This is a genomic window from Prevotella sp. HJM029 (assembly GCF_000599605.1).
GTDB lineage: Bacteria > Bacteroidota > Bacteroidia > Bacteroidales > Bacteroidaceae > Prevotella.
This window is the reverse complement of sequence record NZ_KK082672.1, coordinates 1-16676: the sequence shown is the minus strand read 5'-3', so window position 1 is coordinate 16676 and position 16676 is coordinate 1. Positions and strand designations below refer to the sequence as shown.

16 protein-coding genes are annotated in these 16676 nt (G+C 45.0%); 10 read left to right on the top strand and 6 right to left on the bottom strand.

What is annotated here, in order from left to right; genetic code table 11:
* The first annotated feature begins 37 nt into the window (after positions 1-37).
* Positions 38-961: a tRNA threonylcarbamoyladenosine dehydratase gene (locus tag X919_RS0111080; RefSeq protein WP_028900166.1), complete on the top strand. Its 924-nt coding sequence runs from the start codon at positions 38-40 to the stop codon at positions 959-961.
* Positions 962-2062, top strand: a complete 1101-nt coding sequence (locus X919_RS0111075) for a hypothetical protein (protein ID WP_028900165.1) — start codon at positions 962-964, stop codon at positions 2060-2062.
* Here X919_RS0111075 and rlmH read toward each other — a convergent pair.
* The gene (gene rlmH, locus X919_RS0111070; protein ID WP_028900164.1) at positions 2031-2501 is read right to left on the bottom strand and encodes a 23S rRNA (pseudouridine(1915)-N(3))-methyltransferase RlmH; all 471 of its coding nucleotides are present in this window, start codon (positions 2499-2501) and stop codon (positions 2031-2033) included. The two genes, X919_RS0111075 and rlmH, sit on opposite strands and share 32 nt — an antisense overlap.
* On the bottom strand, positions 2501-2812 hold the full coding sequence (locus X919_RS0111065) for a DUF4491 family protein (protein WP_028900163.1): 312 nt from the start codon (positions 2810-2812) through the stop codon (positions 2501-2503). Before X919_RS0111065 ends, rlmH begins: the two co-directional genes overlap by 1 nt.
* Before the next feature lie 112 nt (positions 2813-2924).
* Between X919_RS0111065 and X919_RS0111060 the strand changes: the two genes are divergently transcribed.
* The gene (locus X919_RS0111060; protein WP_028900162.1) at positions 2925-4673 is read left to right on the top strand and encodes a phospho-sugar mutase; all 1749 of its coding nucleotides are present in this window, start codon (positions 2925-2927) and stop codon (positions 4671-4673) included.
* 13 nt (positions 4674-4686) lie between these two features.
* Entirely contained in the window at positions 4687-5151 is a 465-nt protein-coding gene (locus X919_RS0111055; protein ID WP_028900161.1) for a MaoC family dehydratase, read from the top strand.
* A 169-nt stretch (positions 5152-5320) separates the two neighbouring features.
* Here X919_RS0111055 and X919_RS0111050 read toward each other — a convergent pair whose 3' ends face one another.
* Genes X919_RS0111050 through X919_RS0111035 form a run of 4 tightly spaced genes read right to left on the bottom strand, consistent with a single transcriptional unit; the run spans position 5321 to position 9879 of the window.
* Positions 5321-6991 carry a bifunctional metallophosphatase/5'-nucleotidase gene (locus tag X919_RS0111050; protein WP_028900160.1) on the bottom strand — a complete coding sequence of 557 codons (1671 nt, stop codon included), beginning with the start codon at positions 6989-6991 and terminating at the stop codon, positions 5321-5323.
* Positions 6969-8066, bottom strand: a complete 1098-nt coding sequence (locus X919_RS0111045) for a glycosyltransferase (protein WP_028900159.1) — start codon at positions 8064-8066, stop codon at positions 6969-6971. The genes X919_RS0111050 and X919_RS0111045 overlap by 23 nt, the downstream gene beginning before the upstream one ends.
* Positions 8063-9040, bottom strand: a complete 978-nt coding sequence (locus tag X919_RS0111040; protein WP_028900158.1) for a glycosyltransferase family 2 protein — start codon at positions 9038-9040, stop codon at positions 8063-8065. Before X919_RS0111040 ends, X919_RS0111045 begins: the two co-directional genes overlap by 4 nt.
* Complete coding sequence (locus X919_RS0111035; RefSeq protein WP_028900157.1) at positions 8992-9879, bottom strand: glycosyltransferase; 888 nt, start codon at positions 9877-9879, stop codon at positions 8992-8994. The genes X919_RS0111040 and X919_RS0111035 overlap by 49 nt, the downstream gene beginning before the upstream one ends.
* A 24-nt stretch (positions 9880-9903) precedes the next feature.
* Here X919_RS0111035 and X919_RS16920 point away from each other — a divergent pair, with 24 nt between their 5' ends.
* The 6 genes from X919_RS16920 (at position 9904) to X919_RS0111005 (ending at position 16507) form a co-directional block, all read left to right on the top strand.
* Positions 9904-10245 (top strand): hypothetical protein, encoded by a 342-nt coding sequence (locus tag X919_RS16920; protein ID WP_028900156.1) that lies wholly within the window; start codon positions 9904-9906, stop codon positions 10243-10245.
* Between the two features lie 74 nt (positions 10246-10319).
* A complete protein-coding gene (locus tag X919_RS0111025; RefSeq protein ID WP_028900155.1) occupies positions 10320-10829 on the top strand; it encodes a DMP19 family protein in 510 nt (169 codons plus the stop codon).
* A complete protein-coding gene (smpB, locus tag X919_RS0111020) occupies positions 10822-11301 on the top strand; it encodes an SsrA-binding protein SmpB (protein WP_028900154.1) in 480 nt (159 codons plus the stop codon). Before X919_RS0111025 ends, smpB begins: the two co-directional genes overlap by 8 nt.
* A gap of 38 nt (positions 11302-11339) precedes the next feature.
* Positions 11340-14105, top strand: coding sequence for a methionine synthase (gene metH, locus X919_RS15330; RefSeq protein ID WP_051502516.1), 2766 nt, complete (start codon positions 11340-11342; stop codon positions 14103-14105).
* Positions 14106-14135: 30 nt separating this feature from the next.
* Positions 14136-15482, top strand: a complete 1347-nt coding sequence (gene mtaB, locus X919_RS0111010) for a tRNA (N(6)-L-threonylcarbamoyladenosine(37)-C(2))-methylthiotransferase MtaB (RefSeq protein WP_028900153.1) — start codon at positions 14136-14138, stop codon at positions 15480-15482.
* Entirely contained in the window at positions 15479-16507 is a 1029-nt protein-coding gene (locus X919_RS0111005) for a glycosyltransferase family 2 protein (RefSeq protein WP_028900152.1), read from the top strand. The genes mtaB and X919_RS0111005 overlap by 4 nt, the downstream gene beginning before the upstream one ends.
* Positions 16508-16676 lie beyond the last annotated feature (169 nt).

The following is a 16676-nucleotide window of genomic DNA, read 5'->3' as shown; positions in this document are numbered from 1 at the left end:
GATTTCAAATATTATTTTTTAATCAGCGGACAAGACAATGCAAAATCAATTTTCACGTACACAACTTTTAATTGGGAAACCAGCTATGGACACCTTAATGGGGAGCAGAGTGGCTGTTTTTGGTTTGGGTGGCGTAGGCAGTTATGTGGTAGAGGTATTAGCGCGTAGTGGTGTAGGCGAATTAGATATTTTTGATGATGATCGTGTATGCCTCACAAATGTTAATCGTCAGCTTTATGCTGTGCTTTCCACTATTGGCAAACATAAAGTTGATGTAGCCGAAGCCCGAATTCATGATATCAATCGTCAGTGTATTGTACACAAATATCAGATGTTTTATTTACCACAAAATGCTGATTCCATCGATCTCTCACAATACGATTACGTAGTGGATTGTATCGACACTGTCTCTGCCAAGATTGAACTTATCAAACGTTGTCATCAGCTCAATATTTCAATGATTTCATCGATGGGTGCAGCTAATAAGCTTGATGCTACGGCCTTTCGTGTTACTGATATTAATAAAACGAAGATGGATCCGTTAGCAAAAGTAATTCGTAAAAAACTGCGCAAGCTAAATATTCCACATCTCAAGGTTGTTTATAGCGAAGAAGTGCCACTCAAACAAATTGATGACCCAACGATTAGTTGTCGCTTTCATTGCATCTGTCCCGATAAAGATATGCGTAAATGTACTGACAGACGCGATATTCCTGCCAGCAATGCATGGGTTCCTTCTGTTGTAGGCTTAATTATTGGTGGCGAGGTAGTGAAAGATTTAATCGCACATGCTGGTACAATGCGTATCCAACCCCAAGACATAGAGAGTAGCACAGCAGCGCAACATGCTACACAACGAGCACAGCAAGCGCATGAAAAATATAGAAAGATTGTTGCCGAAAAGAAAGCTGGTACATGGGTTGATGATAAAGTTGTGATGAAACTTCCCGAAGGATTCTAAATGGGTCGTCGAACAATTCATATCTTTAATCCTGGCCACGAGTTTGCTTTAGCTGAAAATAAATCTTATATCACGCTACCTCGGGCAGCCCAACAATTACAAAATGACTTAGCCTTTTTGCCTGCTTTGTGGGCAAAAGCAGATGATTTTGTATTAGTGAATCATGCACATTATGCTCAAATACCCTCCAATTTATATCCTTATATAAAATGTAGTAACTTCATTACACCATCAGAAATCAGCTCTCTCCCACTTGATAATGTGCAGTTTGAGCCATGGGGATGGGACAAGCCTCTGTGCCAACAGCTCATATTGTCGCTTTCAGAAAAAAGTGAAAAGCTACTCCCAAGCGAAGATACACTTGATGTATTACGCAAAATAAGTAGCCGTCAGTGGTCTGCACAACACTTGCTCCCAACGATAGTAATGCAAAATGACAATTTAGTAGGTTGGGCACATGCATTTGATGATGTTCAAAATGTGATGGAAGTGATGAATAATGCCCCTCTAAATTCTCCCTATCAGTTTGTGCTAAAAGCACCATGGAGCAGTAGTGGACGAGGAATGCGTTATGTAGATGTGCATGGCGAAGGAATCACAGAACATCTAAAAGGCTGGATCAAAAATGTTATCCGTCGGCAAGGTTGTGTGATGCTTGAACCCTTTTATCAAAAGGTGTGCGACTTTGGAATGGAATTTTATGCACACAGCAATAGTGATGTTAGCTATATGGGGCTCTCGCTTTTTAATACGACAAATGGAATTTACACAGGCAATCGTTTAGCTTCAGAGCGAGAGAAAGTAAAACTGCTCACTAAACATGTCAGGTTGGAATATTTAAAAACTATCCGTCAGCAAATTCAAAGAACTATGCGTATCCAACTTCATGGTAACTATGTAGGGCCATTTGGTGTGGATATGATGGCATTGCTTGATGGAAAAGTTCATCCGTGTGTAGAATTAAATTTGCGAAGGACGATGGGACATGTGGCATTGGACATCAGTAAAAAGATAGCAGAGCCAGGGATGATGCAGATTATCTTTCAATCAGGGCATTACACACTACACATTACTCATGATGATAAGGCTCACCTTTTATGATTGTACAAGCTCGATAAAGCTGCTCTGTAAAAATTAAACGAACCATTTGATGACTAAAAGTCATCTTCGATAGTGAGAGCTTTTCCTGCGCACGATTATAAACAGCTGGAGAAAAGCCATAAGGCCCACCAACTACAAACACTAAACGCCGTGTTAGTTGTTGCTTTTTTTGTAACCATGATGCAAATGCCATGGAATCCCATTCTCTGCCATGCTCATCTAAAAGTACCACAGTATCTGTAGGTTGCAGACTTTTAAAGATTAAATCACCCTCCCGTTCTTTCTGCTGATTTTTACTCAAACTCTTGGTATTCTTTAATTCTGGAATTACTAAGAGTTCAAAAGGCATATAATGATGGATACGTGAACTATAATCAGCTATGCTTGCAATAAAGTGTTTGTCAGTGGTTTTACCAACAACTATAAGTATACTCTTCATTACTTTTTCATATCAGCATCATCAGATGAACATTTTTTCTTTCGTTTTGGGAACCAACCCTTTGCTACGCGTTGTTTTTGTTCGAACAACTCACCAATACTCCACAAGAAAGATGCACCCAAAACTCCCAAAACAGAAGATGTTATAATATTCTCGATACAAAGCGATGCAATGACGGACATGATACCACAGATGAGAAAAAGGGACCATGGCCGTGTGCCAAAATAATACTCTGTTTTAATTACAATAGGATGAAATACACCTATAATGAGAAAGGTTGACAAGGCTATAATAATACCAGTAAAATACATAAATGAGATTGATAATTCGTGGACGAAATTACAAAAAAAAAAGTATTTAATGCTGTTTTTCCGCAAAAATGATTAATTTTGCCTTGTAAGCTAATAACAAAAGTAATATAATATGGCACATAATGCAGAACTTATTGCGCAATGCGAAGCAAAAGCAAAACAATGGCTCACACCAGCTTTTGATAAAGAAACGCATACAGAAGTAGAACAAATGCTCACATCTACTGACAAAACAGAGTTGATAGAAAGTTTTTACAAGGACTTAGAGTTTGGAACAGGAGGCTTACGAGGCATCATGGGAGCTGGAACAAACCGCATGAATATTTACACCGTTGGAATGGCTACACAAGGCTTTGCAAACTATCTTAAAAAAAACTTTAAAGATAGACCTACCATTTCGGCTGTTGTTTGTCACGATTGCCGCAACAACAGTCGCAAGTTTGCAGAGACGGTGGCAAATGTTTTCTCTGCAAATGGCATCCATGTGTATCTGTTTAACGACATGCGCCCCACCCCTGAATGCTCATATGCCATTCGGCATTTAGGATGTCAAGCAGGCGTTAATATCACGGCCAGTCACAATCCAAAAGAATATAATGGCTATAAGGCATATTGGGAAGATGGTGCGCAAGTGCTCATGCCTCACGATGAAGGGATTATCAATGAGGTAAATAAAGTGACCATAAATGATGTTAAGTTTGCTGGAGATGCAAAATTAATCAAACTTATAGGAAAAGACATTGACGAGGCCTATCTTAAAGAGATTCATACATTAAGTATTGATCCGGATGTGATAAAGCGACAGCACGATTTGAAAATCGTTTATACACCACTTCACGGAACAGGCATGATGGCTATTCCGCAAAGCCTGAAGCTATGGGGGTTTGACAATGTGCATTGTGTTGCCGAGCAAATGCAGCGCAGCGGTGATTTTCCAACTGTAAAAAGTCCTAACCCTGAAAATGGAGAGGCTTTGGCTTTGGCCATCCGAGATGCAAAAGCACTCGATGCCGACATTGTGATGGCATCTGACCCCGATGCCGACCGCGTGGGCATGGCTTGCAAGAATGACAAAGGCGAATGGGTGCTTATTAATGGAAATCAAACTTGTCTTCTCTTCTTATATTATATAATCACCAATCGCAAAGCAAAGGGATTGCTCAAGCCCACAGACTACATTGTAAAGACAATTGTTACTACAGAGGTAATTAAAAAGGTTGCAGATAAAGCTGGAATAGAGATGCGCGACTGCTATACTGGCTTTAAATGGATTGCACGTGAAATCAGAATTACGGGCGACAAACAAAAGTATATTGGTGGCGGCGAAGAGAGTTACGGCTTTATGGCGCAAGACTTTGTGCGCGATAAAGATGCTGTCTCGGCCATGTGTTTACTTGCTGAGATATGCGCTTGGGCAAAAGATCAAGGCAAAACTCTCTACGATGTACTGATGGACATTTATATCGAATATGGTTATTCCAAAGAGTTTACCGTGAATGTTGTACGTCCAGGGAAAACTGGTGCAGAAGAAATCAAGCAGATGATGACCAACTATCGCAACCACCCTCCAAAAGATTTAGGTGGCAGTAAAGTTATACTTTATAAAGATTATCAAAGTTTAGAAGCAACGACATGGGATGGAACAAAGACCAAATTAGATATGCCCACCACCAGCAACGTGTTGCAATGGTTCTGCGAAGACGGAACAAAAGTGAGTGTCCGCCCTTCAGGAACAGAACCTAAGATTAAATTCTATTTAGAGGTGAAAGGCGAGATGAAGCGCGCACAAGACTTCCCCATGCTTGAGGAGAAAGCAATGATGAAGATAGAGGCCATCAAAAAGAGCCTCGGATTAAATTAAAAAATTGTATCTGATGGATAAATTAGTAATCAAATCCTACGATGAGTTCGCATCATATTTGGGAAAAGAGTTAGGCACATCCGAATGGCTGAAAGTAGATCAAGAGCGTATTAATCAATTTGCAGATGCTACTCTCGACCACCAATGGATTCATATCGACGTACAACGTGCCAAAGAAGAAAGTCCGTATAAAAGTACCATCGCACATGGCTATCTCACACTCTCACTTCTTCCCTATATGTGGAACCAGATTATTGATGTGAGGAATCTAAAAATGATGGTCAATTATGGCATGGACAAAATGCGTTTCGGCCGACCTGTTATCACTGGTAGCAGTATTAGATTGGTCACCTCACTCAACGCTATTGAAAATCTTAGAGGTGTTTGTCGTGCACGCATCGGTTTCAAAATAGAGATTGAAAACGAAAAGAAGCCCGCACTTGAGGGTGAAGCGACATTCCTCTACTATTTTGAATAAAACAAGATACTTCCATAAGGAATAATACTTAAATATTAATAGGTAGACTATCTTCAGTCTACCTATTAATATTTAATACGCTTGATAGGATTCTTGCGATTTATGGTTTTCTGTGTATGCATAATAAATGTACATTAACTAGTTAAAGTACACATTACAAATAGTTTATTCATGATTGTTTTGGGAATAATAGTTGCTTGTCAATAGCTAAAGCAGGCTCTGCCCATGCTATAGGAACAAAGTGCCAATTATTGTGAGGTTCAGGCGCTATAGTACCATTCGATTGAATATAATCCATAATTATCTGACGCTGGTCTTTGCGACTCACCCACACAATACGTTGCGGAAGCTCTTCAAAGGGAATTCCAGCTCCACGAGTAAGTAGTTCACCTCCACCATTACCACGATAGCTGTTCATCGCCACACGATAGCTTTGATTGAGCATGAAAGGAGCCCCATTGCTCAAGCGAAGGATGTTTATTTTCTGCCCAATAGGCTGTCTCACATCAACTTCATAATTAATACCTGCTACCGTATCAAAGTTAAAAGCTAAGTTCTGCCATCGCCAATGCCCATCATTCCCCTGTTCCATACGCATAAGATGGTCGGCTGGATTATGCATTGTCTGCGTCCAAAGAGCGTAGTTGTACTCTAAATATTGTTTGATTTCTTGTCCTGTTAAGTACAACACATACAATTGGTTTTCGTAAGTGTAAAGATTAAACAGGTCGTAAACATAAATATTACCAGGCGCAATAACTGCGTCAAACTTCAGCGGTGCATTGAATGAGAGTGTGGCCGGAGCAACAGATAATTGTACATCGTGAATAAAATCACTGAAGCGCGACGAACAGAAGAAGCTGTCTCGCGTGCGCAAAGCATAGGCGGTGCGACCAACGATTTGCTGCGTATAGTCCTCCACCTGTTGCTTGTCAGCAGCAAAATGTTGCATGAAAACATCATCTATCGGTTGTTTTTCGAGCGAAACAAGCTCTCCCTTACAATCAATCTTCTGCACTTCCCCACTAGTAATTTGTAAGTTAAGCGTTAACTCAGCCATCAAGTGAGCATTACTCGATGGATTAAGCAACAGAGTAGAAGAACCATCAGCATGACCAACAACCTCCTGCTTTTGCTGGTGATCATGCCCAAAGAGTATTATATCTATTCCCATCGTCTGCTGTGCAACGACTTTCGCTTCATTCTCAGGATAACGCGTATCAGCTATTCCGCCAGTATATCCCGAATGAAATAGTCCTACTACAAAATCTGCTTGCTCATTGCTGCGCACATGATTAACCCATCTTTGCAAACACGAGGAAATGCTCTGAAATTGCATTCCTTGCCACAAACTCTCGTGCAACCAATAGGGAATCGCAGCTGTGACCATACCTATAACCGCGATGCGCACACCATCGACAACAAATAGCGTGTAAGGCTTAAAATAAGGTTTGCCAGTCTGCGCGTCCACAACATTAGCCGCTAACACAGCATAGTTCGCCTCACGGATATATTTATCGTAAACCGCATGGCCCGTTTCAATGTCGTGATTGCCTATGGCCTGCGCATCATATCCCAATTCGTTGAGCACGCGAGCCGCCATGTTTGGCTGATCTGGTGCCACGAAATTGCTGTAATAACAGGTGGGCTGACCTTGCAACACATCTCCCCCATCGAGCAATAACAACCGTTTTCCGTAGCGTGCACGTTGAGCTTTGATGTAGCTTGCTGCCCGAGCAATACTGCCTGTGCACGGCTTTCGCTCAATGAAATCATAAGGAAAAAAGCTGCCGTGAATGTCAGTTGTGTAGAGAATCTTAATCGTGGAGTGCCTGCTCATAATAATGAAGGTATTGCTGTGCCACCTTTATATAATCATGGTGAACTTTTACATAATCTATACTTTGCTGCTTCAACGCATAGAGTTGTTCAGGATGCTGGATAAATGGCACGAGCTGCTGATAGCAATTTTCCTCGTCGGGCTGCACATTAATCACCGGACGCAACAGCCTTTCACCTAATAGCTCATAGCTTTCAGGCTCACCTCCGCCCACACAAACCACACCATAACTCATGGCCTCCAAGGCATTCATGGCGGGTGTGTAGCTATAAAGTTGGTCGAAAAGCAAATCGCATTGCTGCATGGCGGCCACATATTGTGCAAAAGGCATATCACGCGCCACACGCAGACTGAATTGCTGCGGAAAATCACGCTGCAATTGCTCGGCTACGCGCAACATGCGATCGGTTCCTTTGTAAGCACTGCGCGCTTGATTAATGCCGATAAAAGCTTTCAAAGCACCCAAAACAGGAGCTGGGCAAACGGCTTTTGGGATAATGGGCAACGGACAGAAAACCATTTTTCGAGGGTAAAGCGGCTGATAACACGCCCAATATTCATAAAGTCCTGCTATGATCAAGTCGCAATCCTGGGCAATATATTGGTTGAGTGCGGCTTTCGCCGTTCCGCTCCATTCCGCGATATGACGTTGTGCCTCAGCATCCTTGCGAAGTGCATTCCCGATATTAAAATCGCTATAGCGCAGCGGAAAGCGCGTGATATTCTCGTGCACCCAATAATAATCCATGCCGAATGCGCCCAAGATAACACGCCTATTGTGACGGCGCAAATAACGATAGAAGAAGAAAAGGCGCTCGGCCTTCAACTCAAAAAACATGGGATTGATGAGTTGCACAATGTCAAATTCGCGCCACTGAGGCAACAACCTTAAAAGTTTTGCATAAAGTCGCAATCCGCTCAAAGCCCCGGGATGACGGCTCACATCCACATCGCGTGGATAGTTTTTCCAGAAATCTCCATTCGAGACCACCACCACCCGATGCCCCAAAGCGCGAAAACCTAAGGCCAGTGTGTGGTGCACATTGCTATATTCGCCCAATAATAAAATCTTCATTTCAACATTGTTGCAAGGATTACCTTTCGCCCCCAACTATAATTGATGAGGTTTCTGAAAAGCGAATATTTCTTGGTGTAATGCTTGTTAGGCAGCGGAAAAAGTCCATATCTACGCATCCGTTCGCAAGCATCTGTGAGCCGTTCATAGCTATGGGTGAGGCGTGCTGTGAGATAAAGATAATCCATCGTGAGTTGCAAGATACGCCGCTCCAACGCCTTTTGTTCAGAATGCGTAAGCGTTTTCTTTTTCTCCAATAGTGCAAGAATAACCTCCTCGGTGTCTTGCAATCGAAGCAACTTATTTTTAGGCTGCTTTTGATGCAGCGCAGAGGCTGCATGTTGCCGATAGAAATAGGCTTTGGCCGAGGTGGAGAACAAATGCTTCGATTGCAAAATAAGTTGTGCCGTGAACTCTTCATCTTCAGCATAATGCCGCATGGTTGTGAAACGAAGGCCATGCAACAAATGCTTGCTAAACAGATAGCCACAAGCTGTGCCTCGCAAATTGTGCGTCTGCATATATTCAACCCCTGCGCAAGGCCCCTCATAGTCATCTGCAAGGGGCACCTTGGGCGAGGTCGACAGCTGAAACAAAACCAAATCGGGCTGATGATAGCGCACCAAATCCAAGCAATGTTCATAGGTGGATTGCAACAAATAGTCGTCACCATCAACAAATTGCAAATACATGCCCTGCGCCATGCTGATGCCTCGATTGCGCGCCATGCTCAAGCGCTGGTTGGGCTGCCGCACATAAATCAAGTCATCGCAAAAGTCGAGCAGCACATTGATGGCAGGCTCGCGGCTTCCATCATCAATCACTATCAGCTCACGGTCATTGTGGCTCAACGAGAGCTTCAGAATGCTTTCAACGCATGCGCGCAGCTGTCGCGCGTCGGTGTTGCAAGTGGTAATGATGAAACTCACCAACGGTTTTGAAGCAGGGCTTTGTAGATTTTGTGAATGAAGCATAGACGTTGTATTCCGATTAATGAATAAATGTAGAGTTTAAACGTGCCGCGAAAAGGCGGCCGATGGGGCAAGAGAATGGGACCACCTTGCCGATAAACATCCAATTGCACATTTAAGATGCACGCAAAGTAGGCTTTGTCGCAAACCTTTTTCATCGTGTTTACATGCCAATGCAGCAGACTTTCTAACTGAAAGGATGATGCTTTGGCCGCCAAACCATGTGGGTTTTGCTGATAGTGATAGCAGCCCTCGTTCATGGTGGCTATGCACGGACAAGATGGGAGCAACCGCATCAAAAATTCGATATCCTCGAATGCCGCACCCATTTTAAACGGATGCCGCATCACCTGCTCGCGGCGATAGATTTTATTCCAAGCATAGCCATGGACATAGGCTCGCGTGCCCAGCCAATAGTGCCGCCAATCGGTGTAAAGCCGTGGTGCGAAAGCCAATTGATGCGCCTGCGCACTCCCCTCGCCTACAAGGACGGGAAACTCTAAAAGTGCTATCTCTGGATGCCGCTTCAACATTGCAAGCGCTGCCGCATAAGTGCCCGGCGCCACGGTGTCATCGCTATCCACAAAAGTAATATATTGTCCTTTTGCCACTGCAACACCCGCATTTCGAGCACTGCTCAACCCCTGATTGTCTTGGCTGACGCAGCGCACATTCTCATGCCCCGCAACGATGTCAGAGGCAATCTGCCGCGCATCGGCCGGCGCACCATCATCAACCAAGATAATTTCCATCTCATCCACCTGCTGCGCCAGCACAGAGGCCACACTTTGACGAAGCGTGGTGGCCAACTGATAGAATGGAATGACGACGGAAAGTAACATGGTTGCAAAAGTAATAAAAAACCCATGAAGGGGAAAGGCTTGCCCGTATATTTTGTGCAGCCAACCCAAATGCACAAGGAATGTAGCCTTGCAACCCTCGATTGTTACGGAATTTTTTTTTCTCGTTGGAACGACCCTCAAAACCATCGAGAAATTTTATTTTCGCGTTGGAACGACCCTCCAGAACAACGAAAAAATTCATTTTCGCGTTGGAACGACCCTCAGAACCATCGAGAAATTTTATTTTCGCGTTGGAACGACCCTCAGGCCAACGAAAAATTCCATTTTCGCGTTGGAACGACCCTCCAGACCAACGAAAAAATTTATTTTCGCGTTGGAACGACCCTGTTGCCGCAAAAAGATTAAGAAAGCAATAAACAAAGCAAGTGTTTTGTCTATTGCCTGAAAATTGCTACTTTTGCAGCAAAAGAAAAAGAGATATGAAAGAGGTGAAAATGGATGATAAGGAGTTGCAGATGGCGGCCGAAAAAGGTTATGATGAGTTTGTTTCAACCATCACGCAGGCCATATTAAATGCTATTGGTGGCGAACTGAATGGTGAAAACATGACGCAACTCAACGCCGACCAAATCACCCTGCTGGCCTATCATTATTTGCACGAAGAAGTGATGGAGGGCGGCTTTGTGCAGCTCATTCACAATGGTTTGGGCGGTTTCATCTTCCTCAACCCCACAGGCAAGGCCTTTCGTGAATGGGGCTTGCAAGAACTCTTTAAAATCTTAGGTAAAACGCATCGCCTTTATTCAAAATACCACGCCGAGATAGAGCGCGATTGCGATGACGAAACGTTTATGGCAATGTATGAGCAATTTTCCGAGTTCGACGAATTCGACGAACAGTTTGTTGAAAATGAAGAGCTTTTCACGCGGCAAATTGCGCATTATGTTGACCATCATTTAGATCATTTTGTAGCGATAGCACATGAGTAAGCAAAATAAAAGTGGCAGCAAAGGCAGTCCCGTTCAGATCAGGAATAAGAAAGCTTCGTTTGAATATTTCTTCACCGACACCTACACCGCTGGAATCGTGCTCACGGGAACCGAAATCAAAAGCATTCGGGCGGGCAAGGCTTCGTTGATAGATTCGTTTTGTGTGGTCTACAAAGGCGAGTTGTGGGTGAAAGGCTTGAACATCAGCCCCTATTTTTATGGTTCGTATAGCAACCACGAAGCGAAACGCGACCGCAAATTGTTGCTCACCAAACAAGAATTGCGCCGCTTGGCCGATGCTGCGGCACAAATAGGCTTTACCATCGTCCCCACGCTGCTTTTTATCGACGAGCACGGGCGCGCCAAAGTCAATATTGCCGTGGCAAAGGGTAAAAAGGAATTTGACAAACGGCAGACCTTGCGCGAGAAGCAAGACCGAAGAGAAATGGATCGTATGATGAAACACTATTAAATGTTTCGCACCCATCCGTTCACGATGCATTTAAATTTATGAAGAAATTACAAGATGTTATTCAGGATAGAATCTTAATCCTCGATGGCGCTTTGGGAACAATGTTCCAAACTTATGCGCTTTCTGAGGAGGATTATCGCGGAACGCTGTTTCAAAACTGCCCACAAAAGCAGTTAAAAGGCAATCACGATTTGCTAAACCTCACCCGGCCTGATGTGGTACTCGATGTGCACCGCCGCTATCTGAAGGCCGGAGCCGACATCATTGAAACCAACACTTTCTCAGCACAACGTATCTCGCAAGCCGATTATGGCTTGGAAGCGGATAGCTATAAAATAGCACTCGAAGGCGCTCGCTTAGCCAAAACGGCTGCGATGGAATTCGCTACCGAAGAGAAACCGCGCTTTGTCGCAGGCTCCATTGGTCCGACAAACAAAACCTGCTCGATGAGCCCCGATGTCAATAGTCCAGCCACACGCAACCTCACGTATGATGAATTATATGATGCTTACGCCGAAGAGATACGGGGATTATTAGATGGCGGTGTAGATGCCTTTCTCATTGAAACGATTTTCGACACGCTTAATGCAAAGGTCGCTATTGATGCAGCTATTGCAATGATGGCCGAATACAAAAGAGAGCTCCCCATTATGATTAGTGCTACGATTAGCGATTTAGCTGGTCGAACGCTGAGTGGCCAAACGTTAGAAGGCTTCTTGGGCAGCCTCAGCGGCTATCCCATCTTCTCCGTAGGACTGAACTGCTCGTTTGGCGCACGGCAAATGAAACCTTTCTTAGCCTCATTAGCCAACAAAGCTCCCTATTATATCTCTGTTTATCCCAATGCTGGTCTGCCCAATTCATTGGGACAATATGACGAATCGGCCGACAGCATGGCACAACAAATAGAGGAATACTTAGACGAAGGCTTGGTGAACATTCTGGGAGGATGTTGCGGCACAACCGATGAATTCATTGCTAAGTTTGCCCAATTAGCCAAAGGCAGGAAGCCTCACCGGATAAACGCGAAACCCGATGTGATGTGGTTGAGTGGCTTAGAGCTGTTGGAACTCACACCCGACATTCGCTTTGTGAACGTGGGCGAGCGATGCAATGTTGCCGGCAGTCGCAAGTTTCTGCGCCTCATCGAAAACAAACAATATGACGAAGCACTCGCCATTGCGCGCAAGCAAGTGGCCGATGGTGCTATGGTGATTGATGTCAACATGGACGATGGCCTGTTAGACGCAAAGAGCGAGATGGTGAACTTCCTAAACTTAGTGGCTTCTGACCCCGACGTGTCGCGCGTTCCCATCATGATTGATTCCAGCAAATGGGATGTAATCCATGCTGGATTGAAATGCATTCAAGGCAAAAGCATCGTGAATTCTATTTCACTCAAAAATGGTGAAGAGATGTTCCTTCGCGAGGCACGAGATGTAAAACGCTACGGTGCCGCTGTGGTAGTGATGTGTTTCGACGAGCAGGGACAAGCTACATCCTATGAACGCAAGATTGAAATTGCCGCACGTTCCTATCGTTTGCTGACAGAGAAAGTTGGTATTAATCCGCAAGACATCATCTTCGACCCTAATATTTTATCAATAGCTACGGGTATTGAAGAACACAACAACTATGCCGTAGATTTTATTAAAGCTGTCGGTTGGATAAAGAAGAACCTTCCAGGAGCCCACGTCAGTGGCGGTGTAAGCAATCTTTCGTTCTCTTTCCGTGGTAATAATGATATTCGAGAGGCCATGCATGCCGTGTTTCTCTACCACGCCATCCAGCAAGGAATGGATTTCGGTATCGTTAATCCCGCTACCAAAATGGTTTACGCTGACCTGCCCAAAGATTGGCTTAAAACCATTGAAGACGTGGTGCTCAATAAAGATGCAGAGGCCAGCGAACGCTTGATTGACTTAGCCAATCGTGTGAAAGCTGAGCAAGATCAACGAAAAAATGGTGCTCGGGCTGTTGCTGAACAGCATGAAGCATGGCGAGAAACTAACATAGCACAGCGATTGGCCTATGCCTTGCGAAAAGGAATCAGTGATTATTTAGAAGCCGATTTGGCCGAAGCGCGCCAACAATATCCACACGCTGTAGACATCATCGAAGGACCATTGATGGCTGGCATGAACGAAGTGGGAGAACTCTTTGGCGCGGGTAAGATGTTCTTACCCCAAGTAGTGAAGACCGCTCGCACCATGAAACAGGCTGTGGCTATTTTGCAACCTTTGATTGAGGCCGAGAAAGCCGAAGGAAACTATGTGGCAGGCAAAATCTTGTTGGCTACTGTCAAGGGCGACGTGCACGACATTGGTAAGAACATTGTAGGCGTGGTAATGGCTTGCAACAACTACGAAGTGATTGATTTGGGCGTAATGGTTCCTGCAGAACAAATCGTGGCCGAAGCCATTGCACACCGTGTCGACATGATAGGACTGAGCGGTTTGATTACCCCTTCGTTAGAAGAAATGGTGCATGTGGCGCAAGAAATGGAGAAAGCCGGCCTGCATATTCCTATCATGATTGGTGGCGCCACCACCAGTCAACTGCACGTGGCACTAAAGATTGCTCCCGCATATAGTGGTCCTGTAGTCTGGATGAAAGATGCCTCACAAAACGCATTGGTTGCTGCACACTTGCTAAACGATGAGGCGCGAGAACGGCTGAAACGTGAGTTAAACGCGAAATATGATGAATTACGCCAGCGTTTTGAACAGCGTCAAGCCAAAACGATTTCACTCGAGGAAGCTCGTGCCAATAAATTGAATCTGTTTCCTACGCCCAATGCATAAATTCACATCATCCATAACTATTCAAACAAAATGATTGATTCTTCAGCTTTTCAAGGAAAGAAAGCAAAATACTATACGCTGGGCTGCAAACTAAATTTCTCAGAGACCTCTACATTCGGCAAGATGTTGTCTGACATGGGGGTGCTCACGGCTGAGAAAGATGAGCAGGCTGACATCTGCCTCATCAATACCTGCAGCGTGACTGAAGTGGCCGACCATAAATGTCGACAAGCCATTCATAAAATGGTGCGCGAGAATCCTGGGGCATTCATCATCGTCACAGGCTGCTATGCACAGTTAGAGAGTGAAAAAGTGAGCCAAATTCAAGGCGTCGATTTAGTGTTGGGTTCCAACGAAAAAGCCAACCTCATTCAATATCTCAACAACGCATTCTTGCACAAAGATGACGATGCCCTGCATCAATACCACAGTGTCAAGACAAAAGATATTAAAAGTTTCCAACCATCGTGCTCACGAGGCAACCGAACGCGCTATTTTCTAAAAGTGCAAGACGGCTGTAACTACTTTTGCACCTATTGCACGATTCCCTATGCTCGCGGCTTTTCGCGCAATCCTACTATCGCCTCTCTCGTGCGGCAGGCTGAAGAAGCCGCTGCTGAAGGCGGAAAAGAGATTGTGCTCACGGGGGTAAACATTGGCAATTTTGGTGAAACCACCCATGAAAGCTTCCTTGATTTGGTAAAAGCACTCGACGAAGTAGATGGCATTCAGCGCTATCGCATCAGCAGTTTGGAGCCCGACTTGATTGATAATGCACTCATTGATTATTGCAGTCGCAGCCAAAAGTTCATGCCCCACTTTCATATTCCTTTGCAAAGTGGCAGCGACGAAGTGCTCAAGCTTATGCATCGGCGCTATGATACAAAGCTTTTTGCGGAAAAAGTGATGCGCATCAAACAACAAATGCCCGAAGCTTTCATTGGCGTTGATGTGATGGTGGGTAGCCGTGGTGAGCGTCCAGAATACTTTGAAGCCTGCTACGACTTTCTCAACGGCCTGCCCGTGACCCAGCTCCATGTGTTTCCTTACAGCGAACGCCCAGGCACACAAGCGCTCAACATTCCTTATGTGGTGGACGAAAAAGAAAAGAAACGCCGTGCCAAACGCCTGCTCGCCTTGAGCGATGAGAAAACACAAGCCTTCTATGCGCAATTCATTGGTCAAGAAAAACAAGTGCTTTTCGAAAAAGCGCCACGCGGGAAGGCTATGCATGGGTTTACGGACAATTACATTCGCGTGGAACTTGCCCCTACGCTGGCGCGTGAAGAATATGATAACCAGCTCATGACCGTCAAGCTGGGAGAATTCAACCACGACCACACGGCACTCAGAGCACAAAATATTGTTGAGGAATGAAGAATGTAGCCATTGTTATTTTAAATTGGAATGGGCGGAAAATGCTCGAACAATATCTGCCCGCACTCGTGCGTAACACCCTACGACAAGCTCAAATCATAGTGGCCGATAATGCATCGACAGACGACTCCGTAGCTTTTCTCGCTGCCCACTATCCCAACATCCGTTGCATCGAACTCTATCAAAACTTAGGCTTTGCAGAGGGATATAATCGCGCTTTGCAGCAGGTGGAGAGCGAATATTACGTGCTGCTCAATTCGGATGTCGAAGTAACCGAGAATTGGCTCAAGCCCCTACTCGACTACATGGAGCATCATCCCGACGTGGCAGCATGCCAACCCAAATTGCACGCGGTGGCACAACCCACGCAATTCGAATATGCTGGTGCGGCTGGCGGTTTCATGGATTGGTGGGGATACCCCTTTTGCCGTGGGCGCATGTTTGAAACGGTGGAAAACGATCATGGCCAATACGACCAGCCCACTCACACATTTTGGGCTACGGGCGCCTGTTTGTTCATTCGCGCTACAGACTATTGGGCCGCAGGAGGTTTGGACCAACGCTTCTTTGCCCACAGCGAAGAGATTGATCTTTGCTGGCGGCTCAACATTCAAGGGCGCAAAATAGCGTGTGTGCCCGGCAGCACGGTTTACCATGTTGGAGGCGGAACGCTGCCCAAAGGCAATGCACGGAAGACCTATTTAAATTTTCGCAACAACCTCACCATGCTCTATAAAAACCTTCCATCAGACCAACTTTGGCCCGTCATGGCCATGCGCTGGCTGCTGGACTATGTGGCTGCTTGGCAGACGCTCATTACCCGAGGGAACGTAGCCGACTTCAAAGCTATCTATAAGGCACGGTACGATTTTTGGACTTGGCGAAACGAGTTTAAGGACGATCGCCAGAGAATTCAGTCGGGGCGCAGTGAGAAAAGTTGCGACAAGCGCTATCGGCACGCCATCTTGTGGCAATATTATATACGCCGTCGCAGGACATTCGCCTTACTTCCTCAACACAATTAAGCTCAAACAAGCTACAGTAGAATTGATGCCCTCCAACTTCTTGAGAGGCAATTCATACCAAAAACAAGGCTGCGGAGAATCCCGACGAGCCATTTTTAGCAAAAACAAGGCTGCGGAGAATTCCGACGAGCCATTTTAATCAAAAACAAGGCTGCGGAAAATTCCGATG